General features: G+C 64.1%; 18 protein-coding genes. 10 read left to right on the top strand and 8 right to left on the bottom strand.

What is annotated here, in order from left to right:
• The first annotated feature begins 3 nt into the window (after positions 1–3).
• The 8 genes from AC1DYU_RS14635 (at position 4) to AC1DYU_RS14600 (ending at position 8,566) form a co-directional block, all read left to right on the top strand.
• Positions 4–840 (top strand): transketolase, encoded by an 837-nt coding sequence (locus tag AC1DYU_RS14635; protein WP_476792258.1) that lies wholly within the window; start codon positions 4–6, stop codon positions 838–840.
• Positions 837–1,760 (top strand): transketolase family protein, encoded by a 924-nt coding sequence (locus tag AC1DYU_RS14630; RefSeq protein WP_476792257.1) that lies wholly within the window; start codon positions 837–839, stop codon positions 1,758–1,760. Before AC1DYU_RS14635 ends, AC1DYU_RS14630 begins: the two co-directional genes overlap by 4 nt.
• A gap of 10 nt (positions 1,761–1,770) precedes the next feature.
• Positions 1,771–2,808, top strand: a complete 1,038-nt coding sequence (locus AC1DYU_RS14625) for a zinc-binding dehydrogenase (protein WP_158484446.1) — start codon at positions 1,771–1,773, stop codon at positions 2,806–2,808.
• A 25-nt stretch (positions 2,809–2,833) separates the two neighbouring features.
• Positions 2,834–3,436 (top strand): hypothetical protein, encoded by a 603-nt coding sequence (locus tag AC1DYU_RS14620; RefSeq protein WP_476792256.1) that lies wholly within the window; start codon positions 2,834–2,836, stop codon positions 3,434–3,436.
• A complete protein-coding gene (locus AC1DYU_RS14615; protein WP_476792255.1) occupies positions 3,426–4,448 on the top strand; it encodes an aminoglycoside phosphotransferase family protein in 1,023 nt (340 codons plus the stop codon). Before AC1DYU_RS14620 ends, AC1DYU_RS14615 begins: the two co-directional genes overlap by 11 nt.
• 52 nt (positions 4,449–4,500) lie before the next feature.
• On the top strand, positions 4,501–5,163 hold the full coding sequence (locus tag AC1DYU_RS14610) for a class I SAM-dependent methyltransferase (protein WP_476792254.1): 663 nt from the start codon (positions 4,501–4,503) through the stop codon (positions 5,161–5,163).
• 306 nt (positions 5,164–5,469) lie between these two features.
• Positions 5,470–7,005: an MBOAT family O-acyltransferase gene (locus AC1DYU_RS14605; RefSeq protein WP_476792253.1), complete on the top strand. Its 1,536-nt coding sequence runs from the start codon at positions 5,470–5,472 to the stop codon at positions 7,003–7,005.
• On the top strand, positions 6,980–8,566 hold the full coding sequence (locus tag AC1DYU_RS14600; protein WP_476792252.1) for a hypothetical protein: 1,587 nt from the start codon (positions 6,980–6,982) through the stop codon (positions 8,564–8,566). Before AC1DYU_RS14605 ends, AC1DYU_RS14600 begins: the two co-directional genes overlap by 26 nt.
• 16 nt (positions 8,567–8,582) lie before the next feature.
• Here the strand turns inward: AC1DYU_RS14600 and AC1DYU_RS14595 are convergent, their stop codons facing one another.
• Positions 8,583–8,882 carry a hypothetical protein gene (locus AC1DYU_RS14595; RefSeq protein WP_476792251.1) on the bottom strand — a complete coding sequence of 100 codons (300 nt, stop codon included), beginning with the start codon at positions 8,880–8,882 and terminating at the stop codon, positions 8,583–8,585.
• Between the two features lie 181 nt (positions 8,883–9,063).
• Here AC1DYU_RS14595 and AC1DYU_RS14590 point away from each other — a divergent pair, with 181 nt between their 5' ends.
• Together AC1DYU_RS14590 and AC1DYU_RS14585 are read left to right on the top strand one after the other, a co-directional pair.
• Positions 9,064–9,909: an ABC transporter permease gene (locus tag AC1DYU_RS14590; RefSeq protein WP_476792250.1), complete on the top strand. Its 846-nt coding sequence runs from the start codon at positions 9,064–9,066 to the stop codon at positions 9,907–9,909.
• A 13-nt stretch (positions 9,910–9,922) separates the two neighbouring features.
• On the top strand, positions 9,923–11,026 hold the full coding sequence (locus AC1DYU_RS14585) for an ABC transporter ATP-binding protein (protein ID WP_476792249.1): 1,104 nt from the start codon (positions 9,923–9,925) through the stop codon (positions 11,024–11,026).
• Here AC1DYU_RS14585 and AC1DYU_RS14580 read toward each other — a convergent pair whose 3' ends face one another.
• The 7 genes from AC1DYU_RS14580 to AC1DYU_RS14550 all read right to left on the bottom strand — a co-directional run bounded on the left by AC1DYU_RS14580 (position 11,027) and on the right by AC1DYU_RS14550 (position 18,880).
• Positions 11,027–11,836 carry a hypothetical protein gene (locus AC1DYU_RS14580; RefSeq protein ID WP_476792248.1) on the bottom strand — a complete coding sequence of 270 codons (810 nt, stop codon included), beginning with the start codon at positions 11,834–11,836 and terminating at the stop codon, positions 11,027–11,029.
• A gap of 96 nt (positions 11,837–11,932) precedes the next feature.
• The gene (locus AC1DYU_RS14575) at positions 11,933–13,138 is read right to left on the bottom strand and encodes a methyltransferase domain-containing protein (protein ID WP_476792247.1); all 1,206 of its coding nucleotides are present in this window, start codon (positions 13,136–13,138) and stop codon (positions 11,933–11,935) included.
• A gap of 82 nt (positions 13,139–13,220) precedes the next feature.
• The gene (locus AC1DYU_RS14570; protein ID WP_476792246.1) at positions 13,221–13,751 is read right to left on the bottom strand and encodes a WbuC family cupin fold metalloprotein; all 531 of its coding nucleotides are present in this window, start codon (positions 13,749–13,751) and stop codon (positions 13,221–13,223) included.
• Between the two features lie 99 nt (positions 13,752–13,850).
• The gene (locus AC1DYU_RS14565) at positions 13,851–14,531 is read right to left on the bottom strand and encodes a class I SAM-dependent methyltransferase (protein ID WP_476792245.1); all 681 of its coding nucleotides are present in this window, start codon (positions 14,529–14,531) and stop codon (positions 13,851–13,853) included.
• Positions 14,532–14,574: 43 nt separating this feature from the next.
• Positions 14,575–15,837, bottom strand: coding sequence for a methyltransferase domain-containing protein (locus AC1DYU_RS14560; RefSeq protein WP_476792244.1), 1,263 nt, complete (start codon positions 15,835–15,837; stop codon positions 14,575–14,577).
• Positions 15,838–15,853: 16 nt separating this feature from the next.
• Entirely contained in the window at positions 15,854–16,744 is an 891-nt protein-coding gene (locus AC1DYU_RS14555; protein WP_476792243.1) for a sugar nucleotide-binding protein, read from the bottom strand.
• A gap of 162 nt (positions 16,745–16,906) precedes the next feature.
• Positions 16,907–18,880 carry a hypothetical protein gene (locus AC1DYU_RS14550; RefSeq protein ID WP_476792242.1) on the bottom strand — a complete coding sequence of 658 codons (1,974 nt, stop codon included), beginning with the start codon at positions 18,878–18,880 and terminating at the stop codon, positions 16,907–16,909.
• Between the last annotated feature and the right edge of the window lie 363 nt (positions 18,881–19,243).

Below are 19,243 nucleotides of genomic sequence, written 5' to 3'. Positions count from 1 at the left end.
CTGATGAACGCCGCATACAGAGAGCCCGATGTCGCAGCCCTGAAGGCCAGGGCGGCCCAGTTGCGCGGGACAGTCATCACGATGTGCCACGCCGCGAGCTCGGCGCATCTGGGGTCGTCGCTGTCCTGCCTCGATGTCCTGACCGCCGCTTACTGGCACGTCCTGAAGATCGACCCGGCCAACCCGACCGACCCGGATCGCGACCGCTTCATCCTGTCGAAGGGCCATGCGGCGATGGCGCTCTATGCGACGCTGGCCAATCGCGGCTATTTCCCGGTCGAGGAGCTCAAGACCTACAACCAGGACAATGGCCGCCTGGCCGAGCATCCGCCGGCGAACCTTCTGCCCGGCGTCGAGGCCGCGACCGGCTCGCTCGGTCACGGCCTGCCGATCGGCATCGGCATGGCGGTCGCCGGCCGCATCCAGAAGCGCAGCTACAAGGTCTACGCCCTGCTCTCCGACGGCGAGAACAACGAGGGCTCGGTCTGGGAGGCGGCGATGTTCGCCTCGGCCCAGAAGCTGGATAACCTCTGCGTCATCGTCGATTACAACAAGTGGCAGGCGACGGCGCGCTCAAACGAGACGCTGATGCTGGCTCCGCTCGCCGACAAGTGGCGCGCCTTCGGCTGGGACGCCCACGAGATCGACGGCCATGATGTCGGCGAACTCGCGCGCAAGATGCAGGCGCTGCCGAACGGCTCGGGCAAGCCCGTCGCCCTGATCGCGCATACCGTCAAGGGCAAGGGCGTCTCCTTCATGGAGGACGACAACAACTGGCATTACCGTGCCCCGACCGCCGACGAGGTCGTGAAGGCGCACAAGGAGCTCGGCCTGGTATGAGAAACGCATTCGCGGACGAGCTGACCGCCCTCGGCAATGACGACCCCCGCCTCGTCATGCTCTCGGGCGATATCGGCAACAAGCTGTTCGACAAGTTCCGGGCGGCGCACCCCGAGCGCTTCATCAATTGCGGTGTCGCCGAGCAGAACATGACCGGCGTCGCGGCCGGCCTCGCCATGTCCGGCATGCGGCCGATCACCTATACGATCACGCCGTTCTGCACGACGCGCTGCCTCGAGCAGATCCGCACCGACGCGGCCTATCATGACGTGCCTGTCACGGTCGTCTCGGTCGGCGCCGGCCTCGCCTATGCGGGTCTCGGCCCAACCCATCATGCCTGCGAGGACATCGCCTTCCTGCGCGCCATCCCGAACATGATCGTGATCGCGCCCGGCGACGCCTGGGAGGTCCGCGCCGCGCTGCGCGCCGTGATGCAGCAGAACAAGCCCGCCTATATCCGCATGGGCAAGAAGGGCGAGCCCGTGGTCCACAAGGGTCGCCTCGATAACTTCAAGATCGGCGAATCGATCACCATCGAGCAGGGCAGCGATGTTTGCCTGCTCTCCACCGGCAACATGCTGCCCGAGGTGATCGAGACCGCGCATGCGCTGAAGGAAAAGGGCGTTTCGGCCGAGGTGGTGAGCTTCCACACCGTCAAGCCGCTCGACGAGAAGCGCCTCCAGGATGCGTTCTCGCGCTACAAGCTGGTCGCCACCATCGAGGAGCATTCGCTGATCGGCGGCTTCGGCTCGGCTGTCGCCGAATGGATCGTCGATTCCGGCATCGCACCGAAGAAGTTCCTGCGCTTCGGCACGCCCGACGCCTTCTTCAAGAAGTCCGGCGAGCAGGAGTTCGCCCGCGAACAGCTCGAACTCACCGGCCACCAGATGGCCCACCGCATCCTGCATTCGCTCGCCTGACGGACATCCGATGAAAACCCTTGCCGCCCTCCTCGTCCAGACCGGCCAGCCGCTCGAACTCGTCGAGATCGAGATCCCGGCGCTCAAGCCCGGTCAGGTCCTGGTCGAGATCGCCTATTCCGGCGCCTGCGGTACGCAGGTCATGGAAGCGCGCGGCCTCAAGGGCGAGGACAAATGGGTTCCCCATTGCCTCGGCCATGAGGGCACCGGCACGGTGCTGGAGGCGGGCTCCGCCGTCACCAAGGTCAAGGCCGGCGACAAGGTCGTGCTGTCCTGGATCAAGGGCTCGGGCATCGAGGCCGGCGGCGCGATCTACATGTGGGGCGACAAGAAGGTGAATGCCGGCGGCGTCACCACCTTCCAGCGCCATGCCGTGGTCAGCGAGAACCGCCTGACGCTGGTGCCCGAGAGCCTGCCGATGGATGTCGCCGTGCTGCTTGGCTGCGCCGCGCCGACCGGCATGGGCGCCGTCTACAACGTCCTCAAGCTCCAGCCGGGCGATTCGATCGCGATCTTCGGTACCGGCGGCATCGGCCTCAATGCCTGCCTCGCGGCGGCCCTGGGCGGCGCCTCCCCGGTGATCGGCATCGATCCGAGCCCGACCCGCCGGGCGCTCGCCAAGACCTATGGCGCGACCCATGTCATCGACCCGACCGATGTCGACGTCATCGCCGAGATCAAGAAGATCGTGCCGCAGGGTGTCGACGTCGCGGTCGAGGCTTCGGGCATCCCGGCCGTGATGGACCAGGCGATCAACGCGACGCGCCAGCAGGGCGGCCGCGCCGTCGTCATCGGTAACGCCAAATACGGCGCCGAACTCAAGCTCAATCCGGGCGTGTTCAACCAGGGCAAGAGCCTGATGGGCACCTGGGGCGGCGACAGCGTGCCCGACCGCGACTACGGCCGCTATGGCCGTCTGCTCGGTGGTGGGCGCTTCCCGGTCAAGGGGCTGCTCTCAGCGCCCTATTCGCTGGCCCAGGCCAGCCAGGCGCTCGACGATCTCGCCGATGGCAAGGTCGGCCGGCCGCTGATCGACATGAGCCTCTGAGGCGGCCCGAACGGAAGGGCCCGCCATGCGGATCGGCATCGATTTCGACAACACCATCGCCTGCTATGACGGCGTCTTCCATAAGGCGGCGCTGGAGCGCGGCCTGATTCCGGCCGATCTCGGCGCATCGAAGAACGCCGTGCGCGATTTCCTCAACGGCTCCGGCCGCAAGGACGACTTCACCGAGCTGCAGGGCTATGTCTATGGCGCCCGGATGGATCTTGTGGCCCCCTATGCCGGCTTCGACGCCTTTCTGAAGGCCGCCGATGCCGCCGGCCACGAGCTCTTCATCGTCAGCCACAAGACCAAGACCCCGATGATAGGGCCGGCCTATGACATGCATCAAGCCGCACGCGGCTTCCTCGAAGCGCGCGGCTTCATCGGCGACAAGGGCGTACGTGGCGAGAACGCCTTCTTCGAGCTGACGAAGGAAGAGAAGGTCGCGCGCGCCGCCTCGCTCGGCGTCGAGGTGTTCATCGACGACCTGCCCGAGATCCTGTCGATGACCGGCTTTCCGGCCGGCATGCGTGGCATCCTGTTCGATCCCGATGGGCATCACGGCAGCCTCGACCAATTCGAGCGGCATGCGAGCTGGGCCCAGATCCAGAGCGCGCTGCTTGGCGCCTGAGCCGATGCTCGGCAGCGACGAACTCCTCGATGCTGCGGCGCGGTTATGCGCGGTGGCGCGGCGTCCGACGCCGCTCTCGCTGAAACAGCTTGCCGGCGGCAAGAACAACCGTGTCTTCGCCGTCGCGGTGACTGACGGCCCCGCCCTGATCCTGAAGAGCTATCACGCCGACCCGCGTGACCCGCGCGACCGGCTCTTCGCGGAGTGGAGCTTCCTGACTTATGTCTGGGAGCGCGGCGTCAGGGTCGTGCCCGAGCCGCTGGCGCAGGAGCGGGCGAGCCACACCGCGCTCTACGGCCTGGTTCCCGGCCGCAAGCTCGCGGCGTCCGAGATCGACGCTGGCCAGATCGCCCAGGCCGCCGGTTTCATCCGTGCTGCGAACGGTGCGCCGCGCCAACCCGAGAGCCTGCAACCGGGCTCGGAGGCCTGCTTCTCACTCGCCGACCATGTCGCCACCGTCGATCGCCGCGTGGCGCGACTTGCGACCCTCGATCCCGATGCGCCGCATCGCGAGCGCGCCGAGATGCTGGTCCGGACCGGACTTGTCCCCGCCTGGGAAAGGGTGCGTGCGACGATCGCAGCCGATGCCGACACGACCGCCCTGCCGTCCGAAGCGCAGTGCATCTCGCCGTCAGATTTCGGCTTCCACAACGCCATGGTCGACGATGACGGGCGGGCCTCCTTCATCGATTTCGAATATGCCGGCCGTGACGACCCGGCCAAGCTGGTCTGCGATTTCTTCTGCTGCCCGGAAATCCCGGTGCCGCTGGTCCACCGCGTCGCCTTCGTCGACAGCCTGACTGAGGGACTTGGACTCGATGCCGCTTTCCGGCGGCGCTGCGACCTGCTGCTCGATGCCTACCGGATCAAATGGGCCTGCATCATCCTGAACGACTTCCTGCCGATGGACGCCGCCCGCCGCGACTTCGCCAACCTCGGCTCGCGCGAGGCGCGCTGCGCCGCGCAGCTCGACAAGGCCGTGGCGAAGCTGTCCGAGATCGGCCTACGCTGACACCGACCCTGAGACGAGCCCAGCCCTTAGACAAGTCCAAGGAACGCAACTGATGTCCTATCGCGAATTCGTCGGCCTGATCCACAAATCGACGCCGCGCGACTATGTCGCCCGCGTCACCCAGCGCGACAAGGCCGAGGTCGCCGACCTCGCCCTGAAGTGGGACTATGATTACTGGGACGGCAGCCGCGAGACCGGCTATGGCGGCTACAAATATGACGGCCGCTGGCGCAAGGTCGCCGATGCCATGGTCCAGACCTATGGGCTGAAGCCCGGTATGCGCGTGCTCGATGTCGGCTCCGGCAAGGGCTTCATCCTGCACGACTTCACAGAGGCCTGCCCGGGAATCGAGGTCGCCGGCATCGACATCTCGGCCTATGGCGTCGCGCACACGATGGAGAGCGTCAAGCCGTTCTGCCAGGTGGCGAATGCGACGAAGCTGCCATTCCCCGACGACCATTTCGATCTCGTCATCTCGATCAACACCCTGCACAACCTCTATAATTACGAGCTCTGGGCAGCGTTCAAGGAGATCGAGCGCGTCAGCCGCGGCGGCAAGTACATCTGCGTCGAGGGCTATCGCAACGAGCGCGAGAAGGTGAACCTGATGTACTGGCAGATGACCTGCCGCGCCTTCCACACCCCCGAGGAATGGGACTTCGTGTTCAAGCAGACCGGCTACACCGGCGACCACGAGTTCATCTTCTTCGAGTGAGATCGAGCCGGGACCCCGCGTTGCCCACGGCGCGGGTTCCATTCAGCGAGCGACCGTGACGCGCCGCCCGGCTTTCCATCAACGGCATAGCGGCGTTCTGCTTTTCGGAACAACCGGGAGGCCTCAACGTATTTGGCCGCCGCGGCGCGGCCCGCCCATACCATCCGAACCGCAACCACTATAATCAAATTGCTTGGGAACCAGCTCGCCGAAGGGTCGAAAGCGGCTTTACCCCCCCTTCATCGACTGCCATAAGGCGGTGCGTGGAAGATGCCTATTGCCCGCTGACGAGCACCGTTGTGTCTGATGCATTTTAATTCGATCAACTACATCTTCATCTTCCTGCCGTTTGTCGTTACCGGTTGGGCGCTTCTGAGAACGACGGCTTATGGCAACCTATTCGTTGCCGTGGTGAGCCTGTATTTCTACGCATCTGCGGAACTCTGGTACCTCCTGCCGCTCTTCGCCACGGCACTGCTCGACTATTGGGTCGGCCAGAAGGTTCATGACGCAAAAAGCCGAGCCTGGGCCAAGAGGATGGTCATCCTCAGCGTGGTCGCAAACCTCGCTTTGCTTGCCGTCTTCAAATATACGACCTGGCTGACAACGGCCCTCTCCGGCTGGCTCGCACCGCTGGGCGTCGCGATCCCGGTGATCATGATCGTCCTGCCGCCGGCGATCTCGTTTTACACCTTCCAGTCGATGAGCTATACGATCGACATCTACCGGAAGGAGTTCCACCCCTACCGGAATGTTGTCGACTACATTTCGTTCGTCACCTTCTTCCCGCATCTGGTGGCTGGCCCGATCATGCGGGCACGCGATCTCCTGCCTCAGCTCGCGCGCTCGCGTCCGCTGCCCAGCGCGCAGAACGTCTCGCTGGCGATCTTCATGATCCTGTTCGGCCTGTTCCAGAAGACCGTTTTCGCCGACAATGCCGGTGGGCTCGTCGAGACCGTCATCCAGATGATGGGCACCGGCGCCAAGACGCCGCTGCCGCCGGGCGTGGGCCTGATCTTCGCTTATGGTTTCGCGATCCAGATCTATTGCGACTTTGCCGCCTACTCGACCATCGCGCGCGGCTCGGCGAAGCTGCTCAATGTCGAGTTGATGCGCAACTTCCTGACGCCGTATTTCTCGACGAACCCGTCGGAGTTCTGGCGGCGCTGGCACATCTCGCTCTCGACCTGGCTGCGCGACTATCTCTATGTCCCGCTCGGCGGGAACCGCGGCACGTCCTGGTTCGTGATGCGCAACCTGATGTTGACGATGCTGCTCGGTGGTCTCTGGCACGGCGCCGGCATCCTGTTCATCCTGTGGGGCGCCTGGCACGGGCTGCTGCTGATCCTCTACCGTCTGGTGCCGATCGACCAATGGTTGGCGCGGTTCGGTTTCGCCGGGAAGGCGCTCGCCGCGATCATCTTCTTCCATCTCGTCTGCATCGGCTGGATCTTCTTCCGCGCCACGCCGGAGCAGATCGGCCCGATCTGGTCGTCGATCATGGCGACGTTCCATATCATTCCCGACCTGCTGCAGAGATACTCCCAGTATGTTCCCGCCAACAATGCCGGCTTTGCGGCATGGTGGGCCTTCGGCGAGGGCGTTCTCAAGGGGCTCACGACGGAAAACTGGTATCTTGTCGTCTTCGGCTGGGGGCTCATCCTGTTCTCGGCGCCGGTGTTCGTGCTCGACTATCTCGGCCGGCGGCACAATGTCGAGTTCCCGGACCTGTTCCTGCGGATGAACACGGTCACGCGAGCCCTGCTCGCTCTCATCTTTCTTTACGGGATCATCTTCTTTGCCCGGAGGCAGGCCAGTGAATTCATCTATTTCGCATTTTAGCTGGGTCGGCCTGGCCGTCGCGGGATTCTTTGCAATCGAGGCGGCGGTGACCTGGTGGGCGCCGCGCCCCGAGAGCCAGCGAAACAACTTCCTAGAATACTCCTTCGCCAAGACGGAGTCGGTCCAGCGCGCCTTCGTGACGGAAAAGGTCGGCCAGTTCGACGATGTACGGCCCGACATCGTGCAGGTCGGCGACAGCTCTGGGCTGCACGCCGTCCAATCGCCGATCGTCGAATCCTATCTCGGCGGGCGCAGCTACCTCAATCTCAGCGTCGCCTCCAATCTCGGCTATCCGGGCTATCTCGCGCTGGCCCGGCGGATGATGGAGCGCAGCGGCACGGTCAAAGTTCTCGTGCTCTACTTCACGCCCGGCGGCGGCGCGCCGCGCGAGGCTCTGATGACGGCCAAAGATATCATGGGGCCGGATCTACAGCGTGAGTTCGCGAGCCCCTTTAACCGGCTGTTCCATGTGCCCTCGCTCGGGTTGCGGCGCGAGGTGACGGACAAGTTTTACTATCTGAACGGCAGCCTGAACCAGTCCGACCGACCTCTCGTCGCGAATGCTGGTTATCAGATGCTGCGCGACATCATTGCACCCAGCGGCGGCTGGGCGCGCGAGACAGACATTCCCGACGACCACATCGCCGGCCTGTTCCAGATGATCAGGCGCAACGAGCCCAGCCTTGCGCATTACGACGATGACGGGCTGGCACGCTATTACGGCACGGTGTCCGGTGTCGCCGGCGTACCATGGATGTTCGACTGGAAAACGCTGTCGCGCCGTACCTATATCGACGTCGTGCTGGACCAGTATCTGGCGCTCGCCCGCGAGCATGGAGCGCGGCTCGTCATCGCCGCGAACCCCATGCCAGCATCCTTCCAGCGCGAAGCCTTCATGAAGACCTTCGACACCGACGGCATCACGCGGGAACTCAACGCCTATGCGCAGAAGCACACCGATGTCTCGATCCTGAACATCGACTACTGGCCGGACAGCAAGTTCTCGGTGTTCTCGCATGTCGGCACGCCCTATGCCGTCGAAAGCTCGCATCGTGTCGGCCAGTTCCTTGGCGAGCTCCTGCCTAAACTGCCGCCCGCCACCGGCAAGAAGCTGCCCTATGTCGCTCCAGGGGAAGTGACGCTCGACATGGCGGCATTTCCCACCGTTTACGGCTTCTCTGACACCGAGAAGGCCGGCGCACACCAATTCCGCCGCATCAGACAAGGCCGCTACGAGGCTCTGGCCTATGCACGCGTGAACCCAGCTGTGGCGCAGGAATTACGCATCGCTGTCATCAACAAGGAAGCGGACGCCGTACTGCGCGATGTCAGCGTCGGTATCTACGGTGTTGCGGCGACGCGACTTCCGGATGTTCAGGAGGGCGAGACGCGCTACCTGCGCTTCGCGCTGCCGCAGGAGGAGACGCGACGCTTCAATGGTTGGGTCGAGTTCATGCTGTCGACGCGCGGCAAGGCCATATGGGCCGGCGACGAACTCCACGCTACAGCGAACGGCCCGGAACTGATGGTGGCGCGCATGGAGATCAGGCCAGCCGCCTGAGGCGGCTGGATCCTGATCATGCGGGCTCCAGGTCCTGCGTCACCGGCGCAAGCAGTTCCTTGCCAAGGTCGTCCTCGCTGGTCAATTCACAGACGCTCAGCGCGTGGCGCAACGCCGAGCGCGTTTCCTCGAGGACCTTGACGCGCATGGCCTGGTCCGAGTCACCTTCCTCCCACACGACCTGAACGGTCACGTCCACCGCCTCCAGCTCGCGGACCTGAAGGTTTTCGACCCAGACTTTCGTGTGCGCTTCGGCAACCGGCGGGTCGTGATCCCGGTTCACCTGGCCGATCGAAACGATCTCGATATCGCGCATGATCCCCTCCTGTGACAGTGATCAACCCTCCCCACGCAGCGATGTTCCGCTGCTGGCCGGACCTCGCCCGGCTATCGTCATGCGGGCGCGGAGAAGAGTTGCGGCAATGTACCCTTATCGCGTAGGCACAGCACAGGATTGACATGACTTCTGCCAATCCGGGTCCTATAAGCTCGCCATCATGACCGATACAGCCCACCGCGCCGCCAAGCGGCCCGTCATCTCGCCGACACCCGGTGGCCCTCTGGCCGTGACCGCCCAGGATTTCGCGGAGACGATGCGGCTCGCGCCGGTCTGGGTTCATGCGGGTTGGATCGATGTGATCTGGCGTTTCCGGCGCACCCGGCTCGGACCCTTCTGGCACACGCTGGGGCTCGCCGCCTTCGTGCTCACCATGGGTGTGGTCTGGAGCACGATCCTGCGGCAGGATCCGCGCGAGTATTTCCGCTTCGTCGGCACCAGCATCATCGTCTGGAGCCTGATCGCCTCGCTGATCACCGACGGGACCAGCATCATCATCGCGGGGCAGTCAACGGCGCTGTCGATGAGGTTCCCGTACCTTGCCTTTGCCTTCGCCCATGTCTGGCGGGCCCTGCTGCTGTTCGGGCACCATTTCATCCTCTACGTCCTGATCATGGTCGGCACGCTGCATTCGCCGGGCTGGACGGCGCTGCTCGCGATCCCCGGTCTGGTGCTGGTGATCGCCAACGGAATCTGGATGAGCCTGCTCGTCGGCATGATGTGCCTGCGCCGGCGCGACCTCGGCCCCGCCATCGCCAGCGGCATGCAGATCCTGATGTTCGTGACGCCGGTGTTCTGGCCCAAGAATCTGCTGGGCGCCAATCTCGCCTTCGCGGCAGACTTCAACCCGTTTTACCATCTCGTGCGGATCGTGCGCGACCCGTTGCTTGGCACCATGCCGGATCCGGTGAGCTGGCTCTGGGTGATCGGGACACTGATCGTCGGCTCGGCCGTGACGATCTGGTCTTATGGTCACTACCGCGACCGCCTGGCCTACTGGTACTGAAGGACCTCATCCGATGGCCCGTTTGACGGTCGAAAACGCATGGGTGGAGTTGCCCATCTCGCTCTCGCGCAGCCACAAGGGCGGCGTGTCCCGCACCGGTGGCGAGATCGACATCGCGCGCGGCGTGGTCACGGCCCTGCGCGACATCTCCTTTGAGCTGCGCGAGGGCGACCGGCTCGGGCTGATGGGCCATAACGGCGCCGGCAAGACCACGATGCTGCGCCTGTTGGCCGGCGCCTACCCGCCCACGCGCGGCAGGATCACCACCGTCGGCAGCATCTCGACCCTGTTCAACTCCACACCCGGTATCAATGTCGACGGCACCGGGCGCGAAAACATCATGACCTGCGGCCTGCATCTAGGGCTGGGGCGGCGGCAGATTGCCGCCAAGATGGACGAGATCATCGACTTCGCCGAACTCGGCGACTTCATCGATTTGCCGGTGCGGATCTATTCGGCCGGCATGATGACGCGGCTGGGCTTCTCGATCGTCACCGCGGTCGACCCCGAAATCCTGCTGCTCGACGAAGGGCTGGCGACGGGCGACGCCCAGTTCGCCCAGAAGGCGGCGCAGAAGATGAAGGATCTCATCGCGCGCTCGTCGATCCTGGTGATCGCCTCCCACTCCGAGGCGCTGCTGGCCGAGATGTGCACGCGCTGCATCATGCTGGAGCATGGCCGCATCATTTCGGACGGCCCGGCCCAGGACGTGGTCGAATCCTACCGCACGGCGGTGATCGCCTCGGCCAGTGCCGACAATGCGGAAGGTCTCAATCGCGCCTATGTGCTTGCCACCGACATGGCCAAGCGCGGCGAGAAGCCGCCGCTCGACCTGGAGGAGCAAGGACTGCGCTATGCGCTGCAGGTTTCGCCCGACGACATGGCGATGTGGCAGCGCTATGTCGCGGTGCTGGTGGCGCAGGGCAAGCCGGTGCCGGCGGATGTCGAGGTCCGGATGCTGCTGGCCGTGCTCAACGGCGACCCGTCGCGGCTGGATCTGATCGCCCGATTGCGCCTGATTCTGGAATCGGCGCCGAGCGATCTGAGCCGGGAGCTGCAGGAACGGGCCATCGCGGTCGCGGGCAAGCCCGAGACCGCGGAGCCGACCTCAGGCTGATCAGCGCTGGTAGGTGCCCAGAACGGCGTCCGGCACCGCGCCGACGCTGGTGCTGGTCTCGACCGTGCCCATGAATGCCACGTCGAGGTTCTTCCGGTAGACCAGCGCGATCGAGATCATCGGGATGTTGAGCTGGTCCTGCATGGTCTCGCGCTCGACCTTGCCGATCTTGTCGAGGCGCGCCGTCAGGGACGGGAAGTAGCTCTGGTACTGGCGCGCCGAGGCGAAGACATTCTCCTGCGCGGCCGGGCCGTCATACCACATATCGACGACCTCATACTGGTTGTAGCCGGCGAGATCGAAGAAGAAGCGGCTCGTGTAGCAGAAGTAGCCATGGTCGACATAGCCGATGCTGGGGACCTGATGCATGATCAGGCCGCCCGCCTTCGTCGCCACATGCACGGCCAGAAAGGTGTTCATCTGGTTGAGGATATGCTCGCTCGTGCCGCAGTTGATGACGCTGTCATAGGCGCCGACCATATGCGGGGGCAGGCGCATCGAGTTGAGGTCGACGATCGTCGTCTTGTAGCCATCGGCGATGTCGATGGCGTCATAACCCATCCCGGCCTCTTCGATGAGTTCGCCGAAGAACGAGCCGTTCAGGTTGGTGCCACCGGCATCGGTGCCCGAACCGGCGGCGAGCTTCTCCGCCCAGCTCTGCAGATCGGCGCGCGGGTTGGCATTGTGTCGCTTCACGAAGGCAATGATCTGCTCGGCGGTCGCGCCATAGAGGTTGGAGCTGCCGAAATCGAGGATCTTGCGACCCGCGCCGAGGATGCCGTAACCCTCCATGATATGGACGACGTCCATTCGAATTCCCATTGACCCACTCCCGTGTTCTTGTGATTCATCCGTGGGCCGCAGGCCCGTCAGCGACGGCGGGTGCCGCCTGTAGCATATCCAAAGCTAGAGCGTGTCGGCGAAGATCGACCGCGAACTGGCCCGGAAGATCGAGCGGAACTCGCCACCGGCCTGCGTGAAGGCGTCGTTGCGGGCGATCACGGCGTTCTCGTTGTTGATCGACAGCGCCAGCAGGCAGACCGCGACATTGCGTTCGACCAGGGCGGACGAGGGCAGGATCGGCAGGCGCGCGCCGGGCAGGAACTTGGCGATCTTCTGTGGCGTGTCGTCGGCGACGAAGTCGATCAGATCGGCGACATCCATGAAATTGGCGAAGGCGCAGGCGAGATGGCCGGCGCCGAACAGCGCGATCGGCCCCTTCTCGGCGCGCACGCGCTCCAGCTTGGAGCGCAGCTCGCGCTTGGCCGGCTCATAGGCGTCGGCATAGGCCGTGAGCAGGCCGACCTCGGCCTTCATCTCGGGCGAGATCCGGACCTGGCCGGGCGTGCCGGTCTTGCGGGCGAGCTGGACGAGCGAGTTCTCGAAGGGGCGCGGATAGACGTCGGTGCGGATCGGCTCGAAGCCGCCGATCGAGCTGAGCGCGGCGAAGGTCGCGGGCGTGAGATAGAGCGAGTGCTCCTCCCAGATCATGCAGTAGTCCTTCAGCCGCAGATTATCGGTGCAGTCGGGCACCTCGAGCATCAGCACCCCGCCCGGCTTCACCAGCGCCGCCAGCCCCTGGATGAAATCGATCAGGTTCTCGGCATGCTCGGTGATGTGGCGCACGATCAGGACGTCGGCCGCGCCGCGGCGGGCGGCGATCTCCGCCATGCGCGCCGGGTTCGTCAGCTTCTGCACCGTCTCAATGTTGGCGGCGGGGTTGGCGACGCCGAGATCCTCGTCGAGCTTCACCCGCCAGGTGTTGGTGAAACCCTTGCGCCGGAAGCGCTCGACCGTGGTGTCGTCCTTGTAGGTCAGGGCGCCGATGATACTGTCGGGGCCCAGGCCCGGCAGAGCCGCGATCTGGTCGACCACCTCGTCGAGATGCTCTTCCGGCTCGCGGGCAAACAGCCAGTCATAGGGCGGGATCAGCGCATCATGCGGCACGATCTGCGTGCTCTGGATCGTGCCGCAGGCCTCGCACTGGCCGACCGCGAGGCGGAAATCCCGCTCCGGCGCGTCCTGGCTCTGCAGGTAGAAGGTCGCGACGGGGTGACGCCCGACATCGAGACGCTCGACCACGGATGCTGAGCCACAAACCAGACAGGCCATCACAGATTCCAGACGTTACAAACCAGGCAGGACGGGGGCTTACACGGACTCACGCCGCGTGGGAAGCCAAGGCAAGCTTCGCTCAGCCGACAGGCCCAGCAAGAGCGGCCAGGAAGGCATGGCCGGCAGCAGGTTCGGTCTCCGGCGGCGACCAGGTTCCGGTTTGCGTCGTCGAGCGATCGAACGGGCCGATCGTGGTCTCGACGAAGACGAGCCATTCCGAGCGGAAACGCAGGCTGTGATATTGCCGCTCGGGCATCCGATAGAAAAACGCACCGCCCTCGGCTGCCGGCGACATCACGACCGTTCCGGTCAGCGCCCCGTCGGGCGAGAACAGCAGAGCGTCCGCTACGCCCTCGATGATCGAGAGCGTCTCGACCTTGCCGATATGGCAATGCGGCTGGACGTAGGAATCACGGTGCATGACGATCAGCATCTCCTGCTGGGCGTCGTGGCTGTCGGCATGGAAGCAGAGCCGGCAGCGCCGGCGCGGCGCCACGCGGGCGCGCGCCTTCAGGATATCGACGAGTTGCCCGTCGACCGCGAGGAAGCCGCCGTCGGAATACAGAACCTCGGGAGAGATCGTGCGCAGGCGCGCGGGCAGCTCATCCATGGCTTGGTCCCTGACCCGGGGCATTCTCGAGCCGGTTGCGGCCTGCCGCCATCGCGCCAGGCCGGCCGTGGCTTCGCAATGCTGCGAGGCCGATCACGCTCAATCGCGCTTGCCGGCGCCGATCGCGAAGACGTAGTTCGCCATCTTGTGGAAGCCGGTGTGGACGACCTCGTCGTTCATGCTGAAGACGAAGACATTGTGGAAATACTCCTGCATCAGCTTCTTCAGATCAGGTGCCGACTTGCAGTTGACATGGCCGGCCTTGGACTGCGGCGAGGCGTAGGGCTGGCTCTCCAGCGAAGGCAGGCCGATGATGCCGGCACCGTCCTTGCCGAGCGGGGCGAAGGAGTTCTTCAGGAACAGCTTCTCCTGCGCCGGGTCGATATGCTCCAGCACGTCGAGCGCATAGACGCCGTCGAACTCGCCGGGGACCGGACCGTCGAGCATGTCATGGACCTTGGCGTCGAACTTCCAGCGATCGACCATGCGGGCGTTGACGTCGTCGATGAAGACCGGATCGAAATCGATGCCGGTCAGCTTGCCGACCTCGGCCTGGACGATGCGGGTGCCGAAAGCATCGCCGCAGCCGACCTCAAGCACATGCTTGCGGCCCGAGAACATCTTGGCGACGAACTTGTAGCGCGCCAGCCGGAAGACGAGGTGCTTGGGATCCTCATGCCAGCTCTCGCTGCTGCGCAGGCCGAAGGTCTCGACGCCGCGCTTGGTCGCGGCCTCGACGATGACCTGGTACTGTGGTTCCTTGGTCTTCTGCGTATCCATGGCTTTGGTACCCCTTTCGCCTCTCGCGGAGGCGCGATTGCCGTCAGATTTTGACGTCCCCGTCCTTGCCGACGACGCGCGTTTCCGGGCAGAGGACCACGAAATGCCCTCCCCGGTTCAGGTATTCCTGATTGGTATCGATGATTTTCTGCGAATGCACCCAGGCGAGGATGACCGTGTAATCGGGCTGCCGGGCCAATAGCTCGGCCGTGGGCACGATGAAGACGCCGTCGCCGGTCTCGTATTTGCCGACCTTCTGCGGGTGGTCGTCGACGATGTAGTCGAGCGCACCCGTGAGTCCGAGCTGCGTGATCAGCGTCGGGCCGCTGCGTGCCGCGCCATAGCCGGCGATCGTCTTTCCCTGCGCCTTGAAGTCCTTGATCAGCGCGGCAGTCCGCTCGCGCAGCGTCGCGATGGTGCGGCCGAATTCACGCAACGTGTCGAGCTTGGTCAGGTTGCGCTGCTCTTCCAGCGCGAGAATCTCGGAGACCGACGCCTCGACCGGGCGGCCCGCGCCCTTCAACTGAACCGTGCCGATCAGCGAGCCATGCTGGATGCGGGCGCGCTGGACCGCGATCAGTTCGAGCCCATGCGCGTCGAGGAAGCGCGCCAGCGGCGTCACCGAATGGTGGCTCATATGCTCGTGGAAGATGGTTGCGATCAAAACGCCGTCGATGATGTCGAGCAGGTACTGCGCCTCGAAGAAGAACAGCCCGTCGGGCGCCAGCATCATGCGCACGCAATCGGCCATCTCGCCGAGATCGTCGGCATGGGCGAAGACGTTGAAGGCACAGATCACCTGCGCCGGGCCACGCTCGGCGCGAATCTTCTCGGCGAGATCGCGCGTCATCAGCGAACAGATCGTTTCGACCCCGGCATCGTTGGCGCGCTGGGCAGCTTCCTCCGCGGGGTCGATGCCGAGCACTTTCATGCCAGCCTTCTGGAACGGCTTCAGCAGCGAGCCGTCATTGCTGCCGATGTCGATGACCAGCGCGCCCTTCTCGGGCGACGCCTTGGTCAGGATACGATCGGCGACCTGCTGGAAATGCTCCGGCATGCCTTTCGCCTCACCCGAATAATAGGTGTAGGAGGCCCAGAGATCCTTGGAGTTGATCACGTCGAGCTGCTGCACATGGCCGCAATCGGCGCACATATAGACGTCGACCGGATAGCGCTTGCGGGCCTTCGCCGAGGCGGAGTCGGAGGTGTAGTTCTCGGAGAGCGGGATCGGATCGAGATCGACGACGCGCTCGAGATTCTTGGAGTCGCAGAGACGGCAGGAGCCGCGATGGATGAAGTCGCTCATGGACGAAAATCTCCGGTCAGCTGCGCAGATCCGCGACGAGATCGTCGATGAGGCGATCCAGCGGCTGCGGCTCGACGCCGCTGAGTTGCGTGGTCCTGGTCATGCCCAGCCCGCTGTAGCGCGGCTTGAAGGCGATGTGGATACCCTTGGCGACCGATGTGGTCGGTTTGATCAAGGCCTTGTCGACGCCGAGGCGTGAGGCCAGGGCATGGGCGAAGGCGACATAGCTGACATTCTCGGCACCTGAGAGGTGGAGGTTGCCCGAGAGCCGCTTCTCGCCCAGCGTCGCGAGCGCCTCGCCGACGAAATTTACCGAGATCGGGGCGAAAACCAGATCCTCGAACGGCTCCACCGCCTCGCCACGCTTCCAGGCCGCGACCCAACCCGGAACCGGCGAAACGCCCGCATTCATGATCTTGGTGAGGCGGGTGATGTTCAGCCGATCGCGCGCACCCAGCCTGTCGGCGGCAGCCAGAACGACCGCTTCGCCATCCGATTTCTGCTGCGCGTAGGCGATGCCCGGCGCGTGGGGATCATCCTCATGCGGCCAGGGGCGCTCGCCGCCGAACACCGAATTGGTCGAGATGAAGGTGACGTGGAGCCCTTGCTCGAGCAGCGACGCGACGGTTCGCGGGATCAGATCCACATTGATGACACGCGCCATCGGATCGGTCTCGCAGCGGTCGTAGTTCGTCGCGGCTGCGATCAGATAGGCGTATTTCACCTCGGCGGGAGCGCGGAAAGCCTCGGGCTGCTCGAAATCCAGGAAGACGCGATCCGAACCCACGGTCTCCTGACGACGCGTGCTGGCGAGCGCCCTGTGGCCGCGACGACGCAGTGCCTCGACGACGCTACCGCCGACGAAGCTGTCGCCACCGACGACCAAATACGCCGAACTCTCTGTCATTCTGATCTCAACCTGATCGGATCGGGCGCCATACGTGGGCCGATGCGAAACCACGCCAGTTCTTGCTTTGTCAACATTGAACTCCAAGCAGCCGCGCATTCTGCCGACGTCGCGCCGAGAGACCGCGCGAACTGCCGCACTCCGAAATATCTGCAAACGGCCTCATCCCCGCGAGGCTTGGCCGCCGGCGAGCACCTCACCATTCGCACGCATCACGATCAGAGCGCTGCTGCAGAATTCGGGACAGATGTCGCCAATCTCGCGGTTCCGAAAATTGTTGATCGCGGTCATCCCCGCGACGAGCGGCCAGAGTCCCACGGCCAGGACGAGGAGCGGAAGCCGCCAGACCGATGACGGGGTGAGATGGCGAAACAGCCGCCGCTCCATCAGCCGCAGCCTGCGCTTGGCGGCGCCGCCCACAAAGCGCGCGGCAACGTCATAGCCGATCCAGCTCGGCGGCAGCACCTCTTCGGAATACTGGGCCAGTTCGATGGAGAAATTGCTCGGATCGACCTCGCCATTCACATGCTCGATATAGACGGCCATGCTGCCACCGGGAGCGAGATATTGGGTGAGGATGTCCAGTGCCGCGGCTGTACTGCGAACGTCCGAGCGGGTCGTGTGCAGAAGAATATTGTCGTAACGGCCTGAGATCCTCGTTCGCTCGTCGGCATCAAGTTCCCGATAGGCGTCCACGAACTGCTGGATACCGTACTCCACGTCGAACCGGTCTTCGCGCGCAACCGACATGCCGAGCCAACTGTCGGAACCGCAGACCAGCAGGTTGCGCGTCACGTCCTTATCGCCGATCTGGCGCAGCCAGTTCAGGATCAGCCGTGAATCCAGCCAGGAATGGTGCCATCTCGCGACGTTGGGCTTCGCGCCTGCGAGAACCCGGACCTTGGCGATGAGCCCGACATAGTTGCGCATCGCCAAGCTCTTGAGGCGCGAGCGAAAGCTCACAGGCGGACCTACGACAGGCTTGATACCAAACTGGTCCCCGGACTCCCCGACTGTGTCGAGCTCGCCCGGCTCGGACGAATCGGAGGGGTTGGTCATTTCCCTGAGGGAATGCCAGGCCTGAAGGCCCATGACCCAGTAGAAGTGATCGACATGGGTGACGGGAGGCGTCATGCGCCTGTGAACCTCGGCGGCGAAGGCGGCCATCTTCTCACGGGCCGCGGGCAGGGTCGCCGGCAGATCACCGGTGCGGAAGACGATATCGACCTCGGCAAAACGGCGGTGCTCGCGGGTGGTCCAGACCGAAAGCTCGGAGGCGATCTTCTCCGGCGTCGAACGGCCGCAATGAACGAACTGCTTCTCCTGCCAGGATGGCTGCAGTTCGAGCATGTAGAAATCGTCCGAATCATCCATGACGGTGAACTCGCCCGACGGCACGAGCTCCGGGACGAAGCCATAGTCGCAATAGGAATTCACTGCCGGCATCGGCACTTCGGGCTTGATCGCCAGCATGAAGATCAGGTGGTAGCGCGCGAGCAGCGTGTTCCTGTCGACCTGCCAGTAGATCTGGTTGTGCGTCGAGCAGGTGACGAAGTTCTGGGTCGCAGTCTTGGCGATGACCGTCGGATGCAGATTTTCGAAGGTCATCCTGACCATGTCGCGCGGAGCCATGACGAGCGTGTCCGTCTCCTGATCGACGACATCAGTCAGCAGGGGAAGTGCGATTTCCGCCCGGGCACGCAACGACGGCGCCATCACGCAGCGGTGGCCCTCGCGCAGCTTGTCGACGAGCCCGTGGAGCGAGCCGTCGGCCAGCACGAAATCCGAATTCATAAAGACGAAGGTGGTCTCGGTCTGCGCCTCGCCGCTCTCCTGAATGCCGCGCGCATAGGCCAGCGTCAGCGTGACGCCGTAATTGCCCGAGGTGATGAGATCGTCGATCAGCATGTAGCGAACCGTGCAGAGCTGCGCCAGTTTGGCGAAGATCGGCATCTCGTCGAACTTGGCGCGACTGTCGCTGGTCGTCAGGATCAGGACTTCGAGTTCCGTCTGCGCCGCCAGATAGGGCAGGTTGCCCGGCGCGAGATAGGAAGGAAGCGAGACGCGCGCGAACTCTTCGATATAGCGCGCCCCCCAGATGGCTGTGAGGAACTTGATCTTGATCTTGTCAGTCATATCACAGCCTGCATTCAAGAACCTGCGGCGCCGATACCCTCAACGTCCGTAACAGGAATCCATGTTGGTCTCCGCTAACGCAACGGCGTCCGAAGATAAGAGTTGCATCGTTGGTTTGATTTTCCAACGACTTTACACCAGCATCGTGAGATTCATCTTTTGGGCAATCAGCCCGCGCTGGGCATCCGTCAACTGTCCACACCGTAAATCCCGGCATGGGCTTTCGCGGACGGCCCGCCAGCCCCTAGCTTAGAGGGCGGTGGGTTGCAAGTCGCAGACCACCTCGGCCGTCCATACTCCTTGGCACGATCGCGATTGGCGGTTATGTCCTCGGCTCCGCCTTCGCAGGGACCGTTTTCGGGC

The sequence above is a fragment of the Allobosea sp. P2_B12 genome, from assembly GCF_056404835.1.
Note: the sequence above shows the minus strand (reverse complement) of the source record. Positions and strands in the feature narration are given on the sequence as shown.

What these genes read in the sequence shown, in the direction of transcription:
- AC1DYU_RS14635 (WP_476792258.1), top strand. Translation starts at nt 4, where the DNA reads ATGAACGCCGCATACAGAGAGCCCGATGTCGCAGCCCTGAAGGCCAGG.
- AC1DYU_RS14630 (WP_476792257.1), top strand. Translation starts at nt 837, where the DNA reads ATGAGAAACGCATTCGCGGACGAGCTGACCGCCCTCGGCAATGACGAC.
- AC1DYU_RS14625 (WP_158484446.1), top strand. Translation starts at nt 1,771, where the DNA reads ATGAAAACCCTTGCCGCCCTCCTCGTCCAGACCGGCCAGCCGCTCGAA.
- AC1DYU_RS14620 (WP_476792256.1), top strand. Translation starts at nt 2,834, where the DNA reads ATGCGGATCGGCATCGATTTCGACAACACCATCGCCTGCTATGACGGC.
- AC1DYU_RS14610 (WP_476792254.1), top strand. Translation starts at nt 4,501, where the DNA reads ATGTCCTATCGCGAATTCGTCGGCCTGATCCACAAATCGACGCCGCGC.
- AC1DYU_RS14605 (WP_476792253.1), top strand. Translation starts at nt 5,470, where the DNA reads ATGCATTTTAATTCGATCAACTACATCTTCATCTTCCTGCCGTTTGTC.
- AC1DYU_RS14595 (WP_476792251.1), bottom strand. Translation starts at nt 8,882, where the DNA reads ATGCGCGATATCGAGATCGTTTCGATCGGCCAGGTGAACCGGGATCAC.
- AC1DYU_RS14590 (WP_476792250.1), top strand. Translation starts at nt 9,064, where the DNA reads ATGACCGATACAGCCCACCGCGCCGCCAAGCGGCCCGTCATCTCGCCG.
- AC1DYU_RS14585 (WP_476792249.1), top strand. Translation starts at nt 9,923, where the DNA reads ATGGCCCGTTTGACGGTCGAAAACGCATGGGTGGAGTTGCCCATCTCG.
- AC1DYU_RS14580 (WP_476792248.1), bottom strand. Translation starts at nt 11,836, where the DNA reads ATGGACGTCGTCCATATCATGGAGGGTTACGGCATCCTCGGCGCGGGT.
- AC1DYU_RS14575 (WP_476792247.1), bottom strand. Translation starts at nt 13,138, where the DNA reads ATGGCCTGTCTGGTTTGTGGCTCAGCATCCGTGGTCGAGCGTCTCGAT.
- AC1DYU_RS14570 (WP_476792246.1), bottom strand. Translation starts at nt 13,751, where the DNA reads ATGGATGAGCTGCCCGCGCGCCTGCGCACGATCTCTCCCGAGGTTCTG.
- AC1DYU_RS14565 (WP_476792245.1), bottom strand. Translation starts at nt 14,531, where the DNA reads ATGGATACGCAGAAGACCAAGGAACCACAGTACCAGGTCATCGTCGAG.
- AC1DYU_RS14560 (WP_476792244.1), bottom strand. Translation starts at nt 15,837, where the DNA reads ATGAGCGACTTCATCCATCGCGGCTCCTGCCGTCTCTGCGACTCCAAG.
- AC1DYU_RS14555 (WP_476792243.1), bottom strand. Translation starts at nt 16,744, where the DNA reads ATGACAGAGAGTTCGGCGTATTTGGTCGTCGGTGGCGACAGCTTCGTC.
- AC1DYU_RS14550 (WP_476792242.1), bottom strand. Translation starts at nt 18,880, where the DNA reads ATGACTGACAAGATCAAGATCAAGTTCCTCACAGCCATCTGGGGGGCG.